Below are 16,100 nucleotides of genomic sequence, written 5' to 3' on the forward strand. Positions count from 1 at the left end.
GCGGACACGAGAGGGAGGCGTCCTTGGGGCAGACTGGGGCGGTGGCATCACCACCCGTTCGAACCTCGTCGCGCGACAACGTCGACGCGATGCTCGCAGCCTGTGCCGGAGGGGACCCGGCGTCGTTCACCCCTGTGTACGACGCTCTGGGCCCGGTAGCCTACGGCACGTCTCTCAGCGTCCTGCGCGACCCGGACCACGCAGCAGAAGTGACCCAGGAGGTGATGGTGGAGGTGTGGCAGACAGCAGCACGCTTCGACGCGACGCGCGGCTCCGCCCGTACCTGGGTGGCGACGCTCGCGCGTCGGCGTGCGGTAGACCGCGTCCGGTCGGAGCAGGCCCGGCGTGAGCGGGACCAGCGCGACACCGACCTGCGTGCGGGAGAGCCCGCGCGCGACGTCGTGGCCGAGGACGTCGAGCGCCGGCTCGAGGGGTCAGCGGTGCGCCGCTGCCTCGAGGGCCTGACGCCGACGCAGCGCGAGGCAGTGGTCGTCGCCTACTACGGCGGGCTCACCTACCGCGAGGTCGCGGAGAAGCTCGAGGCTGCCCTGCCCACCGTGAAGAGCCGGATCCGCGACGGGCTCAACCGCCTGCGTGACTGCCTGGGGGTGCGTCGTGGCTGACGAGAGGACCGGCGGTGCGGAGCACGCGCGTCCCGACGTCTGGGAGCTGATACCCGGATACGCGCTGGAGGCTCTCGACGAGCCGGAGCGCCGAGCCGTCGACAAGCTGCTCGGCACGGACGCCGGCGCACGCCGTGCGCTGGACGAGTACCGCGACGTGGTCGCGGCGTTCGCCGCTGAGGCCGAGCCTCCTGCGAGCCTGCGGGCGCGCGTGCTGGAGCAGGTGTGGAGCCTGTCCCAGGCGAGCGCGCCGGGCGCCGCAGGTACGTCGTCGGCCGCGGGGACTCCGTGGGTCTCGGGCGTGCCGTCGGGCGCCGGCCCGTCGCCGGGCGCGAGCCCGGCGGGCGGCGAGGTCGTCGGGCTCGACGCGTTCCGCCGCCGGCGTCGCCGGTGGGGGCTCGCCGTGGCGGCCGCCGCCGCGGCGGCCGCGATCGCCGTCCCGACGACGATCGCGGTGCGGACGACGGCCGAGGTCGACCGGCTCCGGACCCAGGCGCAGGCCGTGTCGGAGATGCTGGGCGACCCTGACAGCGCGATCCTGCGCAAGGCGGTCGACGGCGGGGGCGAGGCCTCCGTGCTCGTCGCCGGCGACGACATGCTGTTCCGCGCCGACGGCCTGCCCGAGCTCGGCCCGGACCAGGCCTACCAGCTCTGGGTGGTCGCGGCCGACGGGAGCGTCTCCTCCGCCGGCTTGCTCGCCCTGGAGGGCGACCACGCCACCTCCCTCGTCCGGGAGAGCGACGGGGTCGGGATGGCCGTGTCGGTCGAGCCCGGGTCCGGCTCCCAGCAGCCGACGTCGGCACCCATCGTCGTCCTCGGCGCCTGACCGGCCGGAACCCCGAACCGGTCCGAGAAGCCCTGGCGGGCAAAGAAGTGGAGCGCCTGTCCGGACCGGACAGGCGCTCCACTTCGTCATCCGCCGCCGCCCGTCGGTGACGGGCGGCGGCGTGCGGATCACATCTGGGGCATCAGCACGGAGTCGACCAGGTACACGGTCGCGTTCTGCGTCATGACGCCGCCGCAGACCACGTTGGCGTCGTTCACCATGAGCTCGTCGCCGCTGCCGCTCACCTCGAGAGTGTCGCCCTGGACCGTGGTCTGCTCACCGACGACCTGGTCCGGAGTGAGCTGGCCGGGCACCACGTGGTACGTGAGGATCTCGGTCAGCAGGTCGGAATCCGTCGAGAGCGTGTCCATCGTGTCGGCGTCGATCGCCTCGAACGCCTCGTTCACCGGCGCGAACACGGTGAACTCGTCACCGTTCAGGGTGTCGACGAGGTCGACGTCCGGGTTCACCTCGCCGCTCACGGCCGAGACCAGCGTGGTCAGCAGCGGGTTGTTGGACGCCGCGACGGCCACCGGGTCGGTGGACATGCCGGTGATGGAGCCGGCGCCGTCCGGCACCTGCTCGGCGTAGTCGGCGCAGCCGGGACCGACGAGGTTGGCGGCCGGGTCGGCCATGTCGTCCGACTCCTCGTCCATGTCCTCGTCCATCGGCGCCGACTCCTCGGCGGCGGCCGTCTCTTCCGACTCGGCCGCGCCGTCCTCCGCGGTGCCGCAGGCCGAGAGGCCGAGCACCGACGCCAGTGCGAGGCCGGCAACTGCGTAGGAAGTGCGGGTGCGAGCGTTCATCGTTCTCTCCTCGGGTCGTGGGCCCCGCGGGTCGCGGGGCTTCTTGCCCGTGGTTCGGAGCGGTGGCCGGGGCGGATGGGGACGGATCGGCACGAGTTTCGTACCCCGTGCGATCGGCCCGACCACTGGCTCCCACCCATCCGGAAGTGCCAGGTCGCCGAACCTCTGCCATGGGAACACTCATCGTCATCGGCCTCGTCGGAGGTCTGATCACCGGAATCTCGCCCTGCATCCTGCCCATGCTGCCCGCGGTCTTCTTCGCCGGCGGCGTGCAAGGGGCGCGTACCGGCCGTGCGGCGAGACGTGTCCCTGCCGGCGCAGGAGGGGGTCCGGCACCGGACCCGGCGTCCGGTTCGCGTCAGCCGGAGCCGGACGCACGGGAGCGGCGCTCGTGGCGTCCGTACATCGTCATCGCCGGCCTGGTCGTCAGCTTCAGCCTCGTCACCCTGCTCGGGACCGTGCTGCTCTCCGCCCTGGGCCTGCCGCAGGACCTGCTGCGCTGGGCAGGCATCGTGTTGCTCGTACTGCTGGGCGTGGCCATGATCGTGCCCCGTTTCGAGCAGGTCGTCGAGCGGCCGTTCCTGCGGATCGCCGCGTTCGGCGCGCAGCGCGGCGCGGCCCGGGAGGACCGGGGTGCCTTCGTGCTGGGGCTCGGGCTCGGTGTCCTCTACGTGCCCTGCGCGGGCCCGGTCCTCGCCGCGGTCACCGTGGCGGGGGCGACCGGCAACATCGGGGCGGAGACGGTGGCCCTGACGCTGTCGTTCGCGCTCGGCGCCGCGTTCCCGCTGCTGGTCTTCGCCCTCGCGGGCCGCCGGATCGCCGAGCGCGTCCGCGCCTTCCAGCGCCACACCAAGGCCATCCGGACCACGGGCGGCGTGATCGTCATCGTCCTGGCGGCCGCGCTCGCCCTGAACGTCCCCGCGGCGATCCAGCGCATGGTCCCGGACTACACCGGTGCGCTCCAGGAGCGTCTCGACTCCTCGGAGACGGCGCGCGAGGCGCTCGACCTCGGCGGCCTCGTCACCGACGAGAACCGCGAGCTGTCCAACTGCACGAACGGCGCCCCGGTCCTGGAGGACTGCGGCACGGCGCCGGAGATCCGCGGCATCGACCAGTGGCTCAACACTCCCGGCGGCGAAGGGCTCGCCCTGGAGGACCTGCGCGGGAAGGTGGTGCTCGTCGACTTCTGGACCTACTCCTGCATCAACTGCCAGCGGGCCATCCCGCACGTCAACGCCTGGTACGAGCGGTATCGCGACGTGGGGGAGGGGTTCGAGGTGCTCGGCGTGCACACGCCCGAGTTCGCGTTCGAGCGCGAGACCCGCAACGTGGTCGCCGGCGCCGAGGACCTCGGCGTCACCTACCCGATCGCCCAGGACAACTCGTACTCGACCTGGACGGCGTACCGGAACCGCTACTGGCCGGCCCAGTACCTGGTCGACGCCGACGGCACCGTGCGCCACATCCGGCTGGGCGAGGGCGGCTACGAGGAGACGGAGAAGCTCGTGCGCCGGCTGCTCCAGGACGCGAACCCGGACGTCGACCTGCCGGAGGCGACCAGCATCCAGGACGCGACGCCGGCGGACGAGGTCACCCCCGAGACCTACTTCTCCATCAAGCGCGTGATCAACTACGCGGGCGAGCCCGAGTACGCCGCCGGACGCGGCGACTTCGTGCTCGCGGACGAGCAGGAGCAGGACACCTTCTCTCTCGGCGGCACCTGGGAGGTGGACTTCCAGGGCGCCCGTGCGGTGTCCGACGACGCCCGGGTGCGCCTGGCGTACCGGTCGGCCGACGTCTTCGTGGTGCTGGGCGGGGAGGGGACCGTCGAGGCGACGGTGACGGCCGACGGCAGCGAGGAGACCCGAGAGATCGACGTCTCCGGCAACCCGCGGCTCTACCCGGTCCTGGAGGGCGACGAGCCGGGCGAGGGTCTCGTCGAGCTGGACGTCCCGGCCGGGGTGCAGGTCTACACGATGACCTTCGGCTGACGCGCGGGGACCGGCTGTCCCGCGACGACCGTCCGTCGTCGCGGGACAGCCGGTCCCCGCACGGGCCGGCCCCGCGGGTCAGTGCCGCGACAGGGCGGCCGGCCCCGGGGGGAACTCCGGACGGTCGAACTGGTCGTTGATGCGCAGGCGGACCGTCGTGTCCATCGCCATGAGCTGCTTGGACGAGCCGCGCTGGGTGACGTCGGAGATGTCGGTGACCACGTAGCCGAGGTCGCCGGCCGTCGCGAGCATCTGGGCCTCGATGTTGGCGCCGTGGTCGGCGAAGACCTGGTTCACCTGCGCCAGCACGCCGGGCACGTTGCGGTGCAGCAGGGCGATGCGCCCGGCGACGCCGGTGTGCTCCAGCTGCAGGTTCGGCAGGTTCACCGACAGCATCGTGGAGCCGGTGGCCACGTAGTCGCGCAGCTTCTTCGAGACGAACTGTCCGATCGCCTCCTGGGCCTCTTCGGTCGAGCCACCGACGTGCGGCGTGAGGATGACGTTCGGCAGCCCGCGCAGGACCGACTCGAACGGGTCGCCCGACTTCTTCGGCTCCGACGGGAAGACGTCGATCGCCGCACCGGCGAGGTGCCCGGAGATGATGTGGTCGCGCAGGGCCTCGACGTCGACCACGAACCCGCGGGACAGGTTGAGGAAGATCGCGCCGGGCTTCATCGCGGCGAAGTGCTCGGGGCCGAACAGGCCCGCGTTCCCGGAGCGCCCGTCGACGTGCAGCGTCACGACGTCGGACGCCGCGAGCAGGTCCTCCAGCGTCTCGGCGCGCCGCGCGTTGCCGAGCGCCAGCTTCTCCTGCAGGTCGTAGAAGACCACGGACATGCCGAGGTTCTCCGCCAGCACGGAGAGCTGCGAGCCGATGTTGCCGTAGCCGATGATGCCGAGCGTCCGTCCGCGCACCTCGTGCGAGCCGGTCGCGGACTTCTCCCACATGCCCGCGTGCAGCGCCTTGTCGCGCTCGGGCAGGCGGCGCGTGAGCGAGATGATCTCCGCGATCGCGAGCTCGACGACGGACCGCGTGTTGGAGAAGGGCGCGTTGAACGCCGCGATGCCGCGGTTGGCGGCCGCCGTCAGGTCGATCTGGTTGGTCCCGATGCTGAACGCGCCGACGGTGAGGAGCGAGTCCGTGGACGCCAGGACCCTCTGGGTCACCTGGGTCTTGGACCGGATCCCGAGCAGGTGGACGCCGTCCAGGGCGTCGATCAGCTCGTCCTCGTCCAGGGCGCCCTTGCGGGCGTCGACCTCGAAGCCGGCGGCCTCCAGGTTCTTCGCGGCGCCGGGATGAATGTTCTCGAGCAGAAGGGCACGGTGCACGGGCACATCGTGCTCCGCTCCGCTCCGTGAGACAAACCCGTTCCGCGATCCGAACATCCTCCCGTCCTGCCGGCGGCCCACCGGGTCAGGAGGCGGGGGCGAAACCCGGGGGCAGCGGAGTCGCGTGGACGACGACGAGGCGTTGGGTGGGGCGGGTCATCGAGACGTACACATCGCTCAGGGCGCCCGGGCCGGCAGCGATCTCCGCGGGCTCGACCAGGACGACGGCGTCGAACTCGAGTCCCTTGGTCGCGTGCGGGTCGAGCACCGTGACCTGGCGGTCCTCGGGCGACTGCGCGGCGATGCGCTCGGCCTCGGCGTCACCGAGGGCCGCGGGCAGCGCACCGGTGACGGCCGCGGCGATCTCGCGCGTGCGGTGCCGCGCGGCGACCACGGCGACCCGGCCGGCGTCCGGCTCGACGAACTCCTTGGCGAGCGCAGCCGCCTCGTACGCGACATCGTCCGCCGTGACCTGCGCGGTCACGACCGACAGCGCGTCGTCCACGTCGCGCGCCGCCGTGAGGTCGCTCACCGGGAGCCCGCCCGCCCGCGCGACGCGCTGCGCCGTGTCCGCGACGGTCGCCGGCGTCCGGTACGAGACGGTGAGCTCCGCCAGCCGCCAGCTCTCCCGCAGGAGCGGGTCCAGCATCTCGGCCCAGTCTCGCGCCCCCGCGGACGAGGACGTCTGCGCGACGTCGCCCACGATCGTCATGGACCGCGTCGGCACCCGGCGCACCAGGGCACGCCACGCCATCGGCGACAGCTCCTGGGCCTCGTCCACCACCACGTGACCGAACGTCCAGCTGCGGTCGGCGGCCGCCCGCTCCGCCGTCGTGAGCGACGGGCCGGACGTCGTGAACCGCGCGGCCAGCGTCTCGGCGTCGACCTGGATCATCGTGTCGGACGCCGCGCCCGACGCGATCACGTTGCGCGCGTGCTCCAGCGCCTCGACCTGCGCGGCCTCGGCCTGCGCGGCCTCGGCCCGGGCCAGCGCGTCGTCCTCGCCGAGCAGCTCGTACGCCTCGTCGAGCAGCGGCACGTCGGACTCGGTCCAGCCGCTGCCGGGCGCACGCCGCAGCAGCCTCCGCTCCGCGGCGCTCAGCTCGGGCGCCGCCTCGGCGAGCCGGTGCGGCTTCGCGTACAGGTCCTCCAGCAGCTTCTCCGGGGTGATCGGGAACCAGGCGAGGTTCAGCGCCACCCGGACGTCGCGGTGCTCGCGCAGCTCCTCGACGATCGCGGCCCGGTCCTCGGCGGCGAGGCGCGTGCCGTCCAGGTCGCGCACCTGGTCGGCCAGCCGCCCCAGCATGTCCTTGACGAACGTGGTGCGGGCCTCGTTGTGCGGCTTGTGCGACCGCCGGGCGCGCGCGATCGCGTCCCGCACGTCACCCGGGCGGATCACGTGGTCGCGCCCCTCCACCCGCACCTCGCGCTCGGCCGCCGGGATGCGCTCGCGCGCCCGCACGGCGCGCCGGATCGCCCGCCGCCACAGCAGTCGCCCCTTCACGAGGGCGACGTCCGGCTCGTCCAGGCCCGGCGCCTCGACGCCGGGGATGAGCTCCGCGATCGTCGTGGCCACCACGCCCGTCTCACCCAGCGACGGCAGCACCTGGTCGATGTACCGCAGGAACGCGCGGTTCGGGCCGACCAGCAGCACTCCCGACCGCTCCAGCAGCCGCCGGTGCGCGTACAGCAGGTAGGCCGCGCGGTGCAGCGCCACGGCGGTCTTGCCCGTGCCGGGTCCGCCCTGCACCACCAGCGCCCCGGTCAGCGCGGACCGGATGATCAGGTCCTGCTCGGACTGGATGGTCGCGACGATGTCCGACATCCGGCCGGTGCGCCCGGTCGCCATCGCGGCGAGCAGCGCCCCTTCGCCCGACAGCGAGCTCGCTTCGATGCCCGAGTCCAGGTCCAGCACCTCGTCCTCGAGCCCCGTCACCGCACGGCCCTTGGTCACCAGGTGCCGCCGCCGCCGGACACCGGCCGGGTGCAGGGCGGTGGCCCGGTAGAACGACTCGGCCGCGGGCGCGCGCCAGTCCGTCAGGATCCCGCGGTGCTCGGCGTCGTTCAGCCCGATGCGGCCGACGTAGCGGAGCTCGTCGTCGGCCAGGTCGAGGCGCCCGAACACGAGCCGTTCCTCCACGGCGTCGAGCTGGGCGGAGCGGTCCTCGTACAGGGTGGCGAACGCGTCGCGCTCGCTGCGGTTCTGGTGGGTGCCGACGGCGCCCTGCAGGCGTACGTCGCGCAGCCGGCTGCGCGTGGCGTCGCGCAGCTCGTCGAGCCGGGCATAGAGGACGTCGACCACTGCCTGCTCGTGGCTCAGCTCGTTCCCGATACCTGTCACGCGTGACCTCCGTGATCCTGACCGGGCCGTTGCTCGGCCCGGGACCGGTCGTGAAATACCGGCCGACCATTATCCCCCGGAGGTCAAGGTGTTCGTGTCGTTCACACCCGAAGCACTGACAGAGTGAGGAGTCCGTGCGTAGGATCACCGCCATGGACCGGGCCGGGGCACCACCGCGCGGCGGCGTGGACGGCACCGCGTCCGAGCCGCCCGAAGCCCTCACGGTCCTGCTCGTGGAGGACGACGACGGCGACGCGCTCCTCGTGGCGGGCCTGCTGGAGCACGCCGGGGTGCGCACCGAGATGCACCGCGCGCGGCGCATCGAGGAGGCTCTGACGATCCTGTCCGACGTGCGCGTCGACTGCCTCCTGCTGGACCTCGGCCTGCCCGACGCCGTCGGTATGGACGGGCTGGAGCGGGTCGTCCCATACGTCGAGGCGCTGCCCGTGCCGCCCGCCGTCGTCGTCCTGACCGGCGGCAGCGCCGCGGACACAGGCACCAAGGCGATGGCCGCCGGCGCGGACGACTACCTCCTCAAGGGCGAGGTCGACGGTGACCGCCTCGCCCGGTCGCTGCGCTACGCCACGCTGCGGCGGCGTTTCGCGGCGCAGCAGCTCGCGCTGTACCGCAGCGAGGTCCGCGCGGCGGAGACGATGCGGCTCGAACGGGCCCTGCTGCCCGAGGCGGTGGTGCACGACGAGCGGATCTCGCTCATGGTCGGCTACCTGCCCGGCGGGAGCGGGCTGCTCGGCGGCGACTTCTTCGACGCCGTGGAGGGTCCGGACGGGATGCTGATGATCGTCGTCGGTGACGTGGCCGGGCACGGGCCGGACGAGGCGGCGCTCGGTGCCTCGATGCGCACCGCCTGGCGCACGCTGGTGCTGTCCGGCACCGACCCCGGCGAGATCCTGCCGCTCCTGGAGCGGGTCCTCCTGCCCGAGCGGCAGCGCCCGGAGGTGTTCGTCACGCTCTGCCAGGTGGTGGTCGCCCCGGGACGCGACGTCATGGACGTGTACCTGGCCGGGCACATGCCCCCGCTCCTCGTGACGCGCACGGAGCGCGGCGCGGAGTGCGCGGAGCTGACCGGCATCGGCCGCGGCCGCGCGCTGGGGATCCCGGTTCCGGGGCGCTGGCGGCCCACGCGCGTCATGCTCCCGGAGCCGTGGACCGTCGTGCTGTTCACGGACGGCCTCATCGAGGCGAAGGTCCCGCTCGACGCCGACGGCGTCCCCGCCGTCCCGGACGAGCGCGGCCGCCTGCCCCGCCTGGGCGTGGAGGGTCTGCGCGCGGTGGTGGCGGACGAGCTGGCCCGCGGCAGCCACGACGTCGTCCCGCGCGTGCTGCGCCGCGTGCGGACGCTGCACGGCGGCCCGCTCGCCGACGACGCGGCGCTGCTCCTGGCCGGCTGGGACACCGACGCCACGGCCGGGCCCGCCGAGCGCACCGCGACCCTCGCCGACTCCACCGAGTGGGGCCGCCCGTGACCGTCCTGCCGGAACCCTGGGAGCGGCCGCTCGCCCAGGTGTCGATGCGGCGCAGGCTGGCCCGGCTCCAGGGTTCGGTGGCCGCCGCCATCGTCGTCGCGCTGATCGTCTCGTTGCTCGCCTGGTCGCAGGCGTCCCGGGCGAGCAACCTCGTCGAGGGCGCCTACTTCGAGGGGCTCTCCGAGGCTGCGGAGGCGCGGCTGGCCCTCGTGGACGCGGACCCGTCCGTCCGGTCCTACCTCGCGACGTGCCGTCCCGAGGTGCTCCAGTCGTACCGCCGCGCGGTCACCGACCCGGAGCTGCTCGCGCTGGCCGTCGACCCGCAGATCGCCGGCGACCGCCCGGAGATCCGGCTGGCCCGGGAGCGCGCCCTCGCGTCCGTCGGCACGTGGCTCGACGACTACGCCCGCCCGACCGTCCGGGTGACCGACGAGGCCCGTGTCGACGCGGTCGAACCGGCCGAGGACGAGGACGAGCGCGACGCCGCGCGCGAGGAGTGCGTCGAGGCCGCCGAGGCGGAGGCTCCGTCGGCGGCCGCGGGCCTGGGGAGCTTCGCGCAGGCCCGTGAGGACGTCGGCGCGTACATCGAGGTGCTGGCCCGGGGGCGGGCGGCGACGCTGGACGAGCGGCGGAACTGGGACGCGGTGCTGGTCGGGGCGATCGTGACCCTGGCGCTCGTCGTGGCCCTGCTGGGGACCCTGATGTGGCTCGCCCTGGAGTCGTGGGTGATCAAGCCGGCGAGCTCGCTCACCCGGGCGGTGCGCACGGTGGCGGCCGGGTCGATCGAGACCGAGATCAAACCCGTCGGGACCGGCGAGATCACGTCGCTGGCGTTGAACGTGGAGGCGATGCGCCGTGAGCTCGTGCGCCACATGGAGGACATGCGCCTCGCGCAGCAGGAGGTCGAGAACACCCACGTGCTGCTCCGGGACCAGGCGCGCGAGCTGGAGCGCAGCAACCGGGACCTGGAGCACTTCGCGTACGTCGCCTCGCACGACCTCCAGGAGCCGCTGCGCAAGGTCGCAGGCTTCACGCAGATGCTGCAGCAGCGGTACGGGGACTCGCTCGACGACAAGGCGCACCAGTACATCGAGTTCGCCGTCGACGGGGCCAAGCGGATGCAGGAGCTCATCAAGGACCTGCTGAGCTTCTCCCGGGTGGGCCGCTCGGGCGAGGAGCACGCCGCCGTCGACCTCGACCAGGTGCTGGCACGGGTCGAGGCGGACCTGGCCGAACGGATCACGGACGCGGGCGCGACGATCACTCACGACCCGCTGCCGACCGTGCGGGGCGAGCCGCAGCTGTTGCAGCAGGTGCTGGTCAACCTGCTGTCGAACGCGCTGAAGTTCCGCGAGCCGGCACGGGACGCGACCGTGCACCTGGAGGTGCGGTCCATGCGCACGGCCTGGGAGATCTCCGTGGTGGACAACGGGATCGGGATCGAGCCGCAGTACGCGGACCGCGTCTTCGTGATCTTCCAGCGGCTGCACCCGCGGGGCGAGTACACCGGCACCGGCATCGGGCTGGCGCTCGTCAAGCGCATCGTGGAGCATCACGGCGGCCACATCTGGATCGAGTCGACCGACGGCGGCGGCACGACCGTCCGGTTCACCCTCGCGAGGACCGTGACCTCGGGCAGCGGGCGCCGGACGTCGACCGAACGCGCGCAGTCCACTACGCTCGGGTAGATCGACCCTGTTCCGACAGGTCGGACCGCGTTCCGGTCCGGTCACGGGCCGCAGGGCGGTGACGACGCGAATGCTGCCGTTCGGGGAGGACGCCCAGGTGGAAGACCGTAGGCCGATCGAGATCCTCCTGGTCGAGGACGACGCGGGCGACGTCCTGATGACCCAGGAGGCCTTCGCGGAGCACTCGACGCCGGTGAACGTCTCGGTGGTGGGCGACGGCGTGGCCGCCCTCGAGTTCCTGCGCAAGACGGGGGGATGGGCCGACGCACCGGACCCGGGCCTGATCCTGCTCGACCTGAACCTGCCCCGGATGGACGGCATGGAGGTCCTCGCGGTCGTGAAGAACGACCCGATGCTGCGGCACATCCCGATCGTGGTGCTCACCACGTCGGACGCGCAGGAGGACGTCGTCGGCTCGTATTCGCTGCACGCGAACGCGTACGTGACCAAGCCCGTGGACTTCGACAAGTTCCAGGCGGTAGTGCGGCAGATCGACGAGTTCTTCGTCACGACGGTGCTGCGCCCCGGGCACTAGGCCGTGAGGTCCGGAACGGGTCGCGGGAAGTTTCCTGCCCCGTCGTGTTGTTGTCACCACTGCGCAAGGGGATCGTCGAGAAGGAGACGAGGAAAGAACCGTGCTGGACCCGCAGGAAATCTACGAGATCGACGAGGACGCCGTCGCGCGGACTCTGGGCGCGTCCGCCCTGGACGACGAGCACCTGCTCGGTGCCGACGAGGAGCCGGAGGCCGGGCCGGGCCAGGAGGTCGTGGGGCGCCGCGCCGTCGCGCGCCGCGGCGACGGGCCGGTCCTGCTGCACTCGATGCGTGGGTTCGTGGACGCGGGAGCGGCGGGCGAGATCGCCGTCGAGCACCTTGTCGGCGAGCTGCGCACGGAGCGCCTGGTGACGTTCGACGTCGACCAGCTGCTCGACTACCGCAGCAAGCGCGCCACCATGACGTTCGACACCGACCGCTGGGCCGCGTACGACGCGCCCGAGCTGGTGATCGACCATGTCACGGACACCGAGGGCACCGGCTTCCTGCTGCTGCACGGCTCAGAGCCGGACCTGCAGTGGGAGCGCGTCGTCGGCGCCGTGGAGCAGCTCGTGCGCCGGTTCGGCGTGAGCCTCTCCGTGGGGGTGCACGGGATCCCGATGGGCGTGCCGCACACCCGGCCCATGTCCCTGACCGCGCACGCCACGCGGTCGGGCCTCATCGAGGACTACACCTCGTGGTTCGGTTCGGTGAAGGTGCCCGGGTCGCTGGCGTCGCTGCTGGAGCTCCGGCTCGGCGAGGCGGGCCACGACGCGCTCGGCTTCACGATGCACGTGCCGCACTACCTGGCGCAGTCGCAGTACGCGCCGGCGGCCGTCGTCGCGCTGCAGCACATCGAGCGCACCACCGGGCTGGCGCTGCGGATCGGCGAGCTCGATGCCGCGGCGGTCGACGCCCGCATCGAGGTGGAGCAGCAGGTGTCCGAGTCCGGCGAGATCGCGGCCGTGGTCAGCGCGCTCGAGGAGCAGTACGACGCCTTCGCCCGGTCGGTCGGCCGGCAGAGCCTGCTCGCCGAGTCCGTGCAGCTGCCGACCGCCGACGAGCTCGGCGCGGAGTTCGAGCGCTTCCTGTCCCAGCAGGAGCAGCAGGGCGAGTAGGCCGGGCCGGCCTGCTCGCCGCCGTACAGGCCAGGGCGGAATATCCGTTATCCGTAGCGTCCGGGGGTGGTCCATGCCACACTGGCGCAGTTGCACCGCGAGCTGCCGAGCCACGTCCTGGGTGGCGTGCGCGCGGGAGACGCATTGCGGCACGGTGCGGACAATCGGTCCGCGCGAAGCGACGGAAGGTCGAAGTACGCATGGCGCAGGGTTCTGTGAAGTGGTTCAACGCGGAGAAGGGGTACGGGTTCATCGCCCAGGACGACGGCGGCGCCGACGTCTTCGTGCACTACTCCGCGATTCAGTCTCAGGGATACCGTTCGCTCGAGGAGGCCCAGCGGGTCGAGTTCGAGATCACGCAGGGTCCCAAGGGACCGCAGGCGGAGCAGGTCGTCGCGATCTGACGGACGGGATCTGATCCGAGATCCTTGATGAGGGCCGCATCCCGTTCGGGGCGCGGCCCTTGTCGTGTCGGACGCGGCGGCCGGGCCGGCCGTCAGGGCTCGGCCGGGGCCGCCGCCGTCGTGAGGGGAGCCGCGGTGCCGGCGAACCGTGTCGCGTCCGCGCCCGCGAGGAGCGTGACGGGGACGGCCAGCGCGCGCAGCGCCCGTCCGAGCGCCACGTCCCGCAGGTCGGGCCCCGGGTCGTCGTCGGGAGCCGTGCCGGGGCGCGGGGCGTCGACCGCCGCGAGGACGACGTTCCCGTAGCGGCGGCCCTTGAGGATCGCGGGCTCGGCGATCGCCGCGAGCCGTCCGGAGCCGGCCGCCGAGGGGCCGAAGACCTCGGCCAGGGCCGCCACCTCCCGGCGCGCCAGGGTCAGCGGCGGCCGGTCGGCGCAGTTGAGGAGCAGGACACCGCCGGGCCGCAGCACGCGCCGGGCGGCGTGCGTGAACGCCGTCCCGGCCAGGTGCCCGGGCGTGACGTCCCCGGCGAACACGTCCCGGACGACGACGTCGAACGACTCCGGGTGCAGGCCCGCCAGGGCGCGCCCGGCGTCGTCGGCCCGCAGGCGCAGGCGGGGCGCGCGGGGCAGGGCGAACCACTCGCGGGCGAGCTCGAGCAGCCGGGGGTCGAGGTCCACGCCGAGCTGGCGGGAGCCGGGTCGCTCGTGCTCGACGTGGCGCGCCAAAGCGCTGCCGGCGGCGCCGAGATGGAGCACTCGCAGCGGCCCGGGGGGCAGGAGCGCGAGGACGGCGGCCATCTGCTGCATGTACTCGAAGTCGAGGAAACCCGGGTCGCCCAGGTCGAGGCTCGAGCTGGGCACACCGTTGACGTGCAGCGTCACCCGGTCGGGATGGTCCGGGTCGCGGACCACCTCGGCGGTCCCGGTGCTGATCGGGACCGGCCCGGCGGGGAATGTCGGTGTCCCGGTGTTTGATGGGGCACGTCGGGCGGTGCGGGTCTTGCGTCGGGCCATGGGGCCAGTCTCTCGCGCCGGCGAGTGCCGGATTGACAGGTTCGAACAAATGTTCGACACTGACGGTGAGGAACCGGATCGGAGGGCAACATGCGGATGACCCAGGACGGCGGATCGGATGTCGTCGCCGCACGCACACTGGTGCCGAGGCCTGTGCCTCCCGGGGTCCGTGCGCTGCTGCGCAGGGCCGACGCGGAGCTGGCGCAGGCGCACGCCGCCCCTGATGCGGACGACCGGTTCCGGCACGCCCACCTCGCCGCGATCCGCGCGGCGGCGGCCGTGCTGGCGCTGCGCGGGCGTCCTCCCGCGCGGTCGGGTGCCCGGACGGTCTGGGAGATGCTCTCGCGGGTGGAGCCCGACCTGGCGCCGTGGTCCGGGTACTTCGCGTCGGGCGCGCCGCTGCGGGCGGCCGTGGACGCCGGCCGCGCCGGCGAGGTGGGCGGTGCCCGCGCCGACGAGCTCGTCGCGTGCGCGGAGGACTTCCGCGACGAGGTGGCGATGTTGGCGGACCCCGATGCGGCGTTCGCGCACCGCCCGCACCTGCAGCTTGTGCCGGAGGCGTCATGACCGGGGGCTCGCGGCCGTGAGCCGCGCACCGAGGTCCGCCGCGGCGCAGCGGGACTGGGGCACGGACGAGTCGGGCTGCACCATCCTGCACGTCGACATGGACGCGTTCTTCGCCTCGTGCGAGATCGCGCGGCATCCCGAGCTGCGCGGCAGGCCGGTGATCGTGGGCGGCCAGGAGCGCGGGGTCGTCTCGGCGGCCACCTACGAGGCGCGCGCCTTCGGGGTGAAGTCGGCGATGTCGATGCACCAGGCGCGCCTGCTGTGCCCGCAGGCGACGGTGATCGCGCCGGACCACGGCCTGTACTCCGAGGTGTCGCGCGGGGTCATGGAAATCCTCGGGGAGGTCACGCCGCTGGTCGAGAAGGTCAGCGTCGACGAGGCGTTCCTGGACGTCGCCGGCGCTCGGCGGCGGCTCGGCGAGCCCACCGCGATCGGGGCGGGCGTCCGGGAGCGGATCCTGGAGGCGTACGGGGTGACGGCGTCGGTGGGGGTGGCGCGGAACAAGTTCGTGGCGAAGCTCGCCTCGACGCACGCCAAGCCCGACGGCATGCTGCTGATCCCTGATGCGGCCACGGTCCGGTTCCTGCACTGCCTGCCGGTCGGGGCGCTGTGGGGTGTGGGGGAGAAGACCGAGAAGGCGCTGGCGGCATGGGGGATCACGACGGTCGCCGAGCTGGCGCACACGGACCTGCCCAGCCTGCAGTCCGCCGTGGGGCGGGTGAGCGGGGCGCACCTGCGGGACCTGGCCTGGGGGCGCGACCTCCGGCCGGTGGTGCCCGGGCGCGAGGAGCACAGCGTGGGAGCCGAGACGACGTTCGGCGTCGACGTGGCCGACGACGTCGTGGTGGCCAAGCGCGTCCGCGAGCTGGCCGACCGGGTCGCGGCGCGGATGCGGCGCCAGGGGGTCGTGGCCCGCACGCTGTCGGTCAAGGTCAGGACGAGCGACTTCGTCACAGTTACGCGGTCGCGGACGCTGGACGCTCCGACGGACGTGGCACGGGAGATCTTTCTCGTGGCACGCGAGCTGGTCGCGTCCGTGGACCGGCGCGGACTGCCGGTGCGGCTCGTCGGGGTGCGGGGCGAACGGGTGCTGGAACGGGACGGGCTGGCCGCTCAGCCCACCTTGGAGGAGGCGTCCGATCCGCGGTCCGGCGCCCAGCGGGAGGCCGAGGTCGCGCTGGACGCCGTGCGCCAGAAGTTCGGCCGTACCGCCATCGACCTGGGTGCCTAGGGGGTCGTGGGACCGCTGGGAAGTCGTCCGGGAGGTGCTGCTCCTCACCTGCGGCACCTCTTATTACCGCTTCGTCCGGGATGTCGACTACCGCACACGGCGCGACCGGCTTATCCTGAAGGCGTCACCGTAACTTTGCGAGACT

The 16,100-nt window shown here is 73.0% G+C and carries 14 protein-coding genes; 10 read left to right on the forward strand and 4 right to left on the reverse strand.

Features of this window, described 5'->3' with window-relative positions:
• Positions 1 to 41: 41 nt before the first annotated feature.
• The gene (sigK, locus tag ACYU96_RS08600; RefSeq protein WP_460751641.1) at positions 42 to 623 is read left to right on the forward strand and encodes an ECF RNA polymerase sigma factor SigK; all 582 of its coding nucleotides are present in this window, start codon (positions 42 to 44) and stop codon (positions 621 to 623) included.
• Complete coding sequence (locus ACYU96_RS08605) at positions 616 to 1,449, forward strand: anti-sigma factor (RefSeq protein ID WP_460751643.1); 834 nt, start codon at positions 616 to 618, stop codon at positions 1,447 to 1,449. Before sigK ends, ACYU96_RS08605 begins: the two co-directional genes overlap by 8 nt.
• Positions 1,450 to 1,577: 128 nt before the next feature.
• Here the strand turns inward: ACYU96_RS08605 and ACYU96_RS08610 are convergent, their stop codons facing one another.
• Entirely contained in the window at positions 1,578 to 2,255 is a 678-nt protein-coding gene (locus tag ACYU96_RS08610; RefSeq protein ID WP_460751646.1) for a fasciclin domain-containing protein, read from the reverse strand.
• Positions 2,256 to 2,425: 170 nt separating this feature from the next.
• Between ACYU96_RS08610 and ACYU96_RS08615 the strand changes: the two genes are divergently transcribed.
• Positions 2,426 to 4,246, forward strand: coding sequence for a cytochrome c biogenesis protein DipZ (locus ACYU96_RS08615; protein ID WP_460751648.1), 1,821 nt, complete (start codon positions 2,426 to 2,428; stop codon positions 4,244 to 4,246).
• 78 nt (positions 4,247 to 4,324) lie between these two features.
• Here ACYU96_RS08615 and serA read toward each other — a convergent pair whose 3' ends face one another.
• Positions 4,325 to 5,575: a phosphoglycerate dehydrogenase gene (gene serA, locus ACYU96_RS08620; protein ID WP_460751651.1), complete on the reverse strand. Its 1,251-nt coding sequence runs from the start codon at positions 5,573 to 5,575 to the stop codon at positions 4,325 to 4,327.
• An 85-nt stretch (positions 5,576 to 5,660) separates the two neighbouring features.
• Positions 5,661 to 7,916 carry a HelD family protein gene (locus ACYU96_RS08625; protein ID WP_460751653.1) on the reverse strand — a complete coding sequence of 752 codons (2,256 nt, stop codon included), beginning with the start codon at positions 7,914 to 7,916 and terminating at the stop codon, positions 5,661 to 5,663.
• 134 nt (positions 7,917 to 8,050) lie between these two features.
• Between ACYU96_RS08625 and ACYU96_RS08630 the strand changes: the two genes are divergently transcribed.
• The 5 genes from ACYU96_RS08630 to ACYU96_RS08650 all read left to right on the forward strand — a co-directional run bounded on the left by ACYU96_RS08630 (position 8,051) and on the right by ACYU96_RS08650 (position 13,144).
• On the forward strand, positions 8,051 to 9,400 hold the full coding sequence (locus tag ACYU96_RS08630; RefSeq protein ID WP_460751656.1) for a PP2C family protein-serine/threonine phosphatase: 1,350 nt from the start codon (positions 8,051 to 8,053) through the stop codon (positions 9,398 to 9,400).
• On the forward strand, positions 9,397 to 11,088 hold the full coding sequence (locus tag ACYU96_RS08635; protein ID WP_460751659.1) for a sensor histidine kinase: 1,692 nt from the start codon (positions 9,397 to 9,399) through the stop codon (positions 11,086 to 11,088). The genes ACYU96_RS08630 and ACYU96_RS08635 overlap by 4 nt, the downstream gene beginning before the upstream one ends.
• 70 nt (positions 11,089 to 11,158) lie before the next feature.
• Positions 11,159 to 11,623, forward strand: coding sequence for a response regulator (locus ACYU96_RS08640; RefSeq protein WP_460751970.1), 465 nt, complete (start codon positions 11,159 to 11,161; stop codon positions 11,621 to 11,623).
• A gap of 100 nt (positions 11,624 to 11,723) precedes the next feature.
• Positions 11,724 to 12,740, forward strand: coding sequence for a proteasome assembly chaperone family protein (locus ACYU96_RS08645; RefSeq protein WP_460751661.1), 1,017 nt, complete (start codon positions 11,724 to 11,726; stop codon positions 12,738 to 12,740).
• A 200-nt stretch (positions 12,741 to 12,940) separates the two neighbouring features.
• A complete protein-coding gene (locus ACYU96_RS08650) occupies positions 12,941 to 13,144 on the forward strand; it encodes a cold-shock protein (protein ID WP_460751664.1) in 204 nt (67 codons plus the stop codon).
• Between the two features lie 92 nt (positions 13,145 to 13,236).
• Here the strand turns inward: ACYU96_RS08650 and ACYU96_RS08655 are convergent, their stop codons facing one another.
• A complete protein-coding gene (locus ACYU96_RS08655; protein WP_460751667.1) occupies positions 13,237 to 14,157 on the reverse strand; it encodes a spermidine synthase in 921 nt (306 codons plus the stop codon).
• 90 nt (positions 14,158 to 14,247) lie between these two features.
• Here ACYU96_RS08655 and ACYU96_RS08660 point away from each other — a divergent pair, with 90 nt between their 5' ends.
• Complete coding sequence (locus ACYU96_RS08660; protein ID WP_460751670.1) at positions 14,248 to 14,724, forward strand: SAV_6107 family HEPN domain-containing protein; 477 nt, start codon at positions 14,248 to 14,250, stop codon at positions 14,722 to 14,724.
• Positions 14,725 to 14,740: 16 nt separating this feature from the next.
• A complete protein-coding gene (gene dinB / locus ACYU96_RS08665) occupies positions 14,741 to 15,955 on the forward strand; it encodes a DNA polymerase IV (protein ID WP_460751673.1) in 1,215 nt (404 codons plus the stop codon).
• Positions 15,956 to 16,100 lie beyond the last annotated feature (145 nt).

It is taken from the genome of Myceligenerans cantabricum (assembly GCF_054777735.1).

What these genes read in the sequence shown, in the direction of transcription:
- ACYU96_RS08660 (WP_460751670.1), top strand. Translation starts at nt 14,248, where the DNA reads ATGCGGATGACCCAGGACGGCGGATCGGATGTCGTCGCCGCACGCACA.
- ACYU96_RS08640 (WP_460751970.1), top strand. Translation starts at nt 11,159, where the DNA reads ATGCTGCCGTTCGGGGAGGACGCCCAGGTGGAAGACCGTAGGCCGATC.
- ACYU96_RS08610 (WP_460751646.1), bottom strand. Translation starts at nt 2,255, where the DNA reads ATGAACGCTCGCACCCGCACTTCCTACGCAGTTGCCGGCCTCGCACTG.
- ACYU96_RS08655 (WP_460751667.1), bottom strand. Translation starts at nt 14,157, where the DNA reads ATGGCCCGACGCAAGACCCGCACCGCCCGACGTGCCCCATCAAACACC.
- ACYU96_RS08615 (WP_460751648.1), top strand. Translation starts at nt 2,426, where the DNA reads ATGGGAACACTCATCGTCATCGGCCTCGTCGGAGGTCTGATCACCGGA.
- ACYU96_RS08650 (WP_460751664.1), top strand. Translation starts at nt 12,941, where the DNA reads ATGGCGCAGGGTTCTGTGAAGTGGTTCAACGCGGAGAAGGGGTACGGG.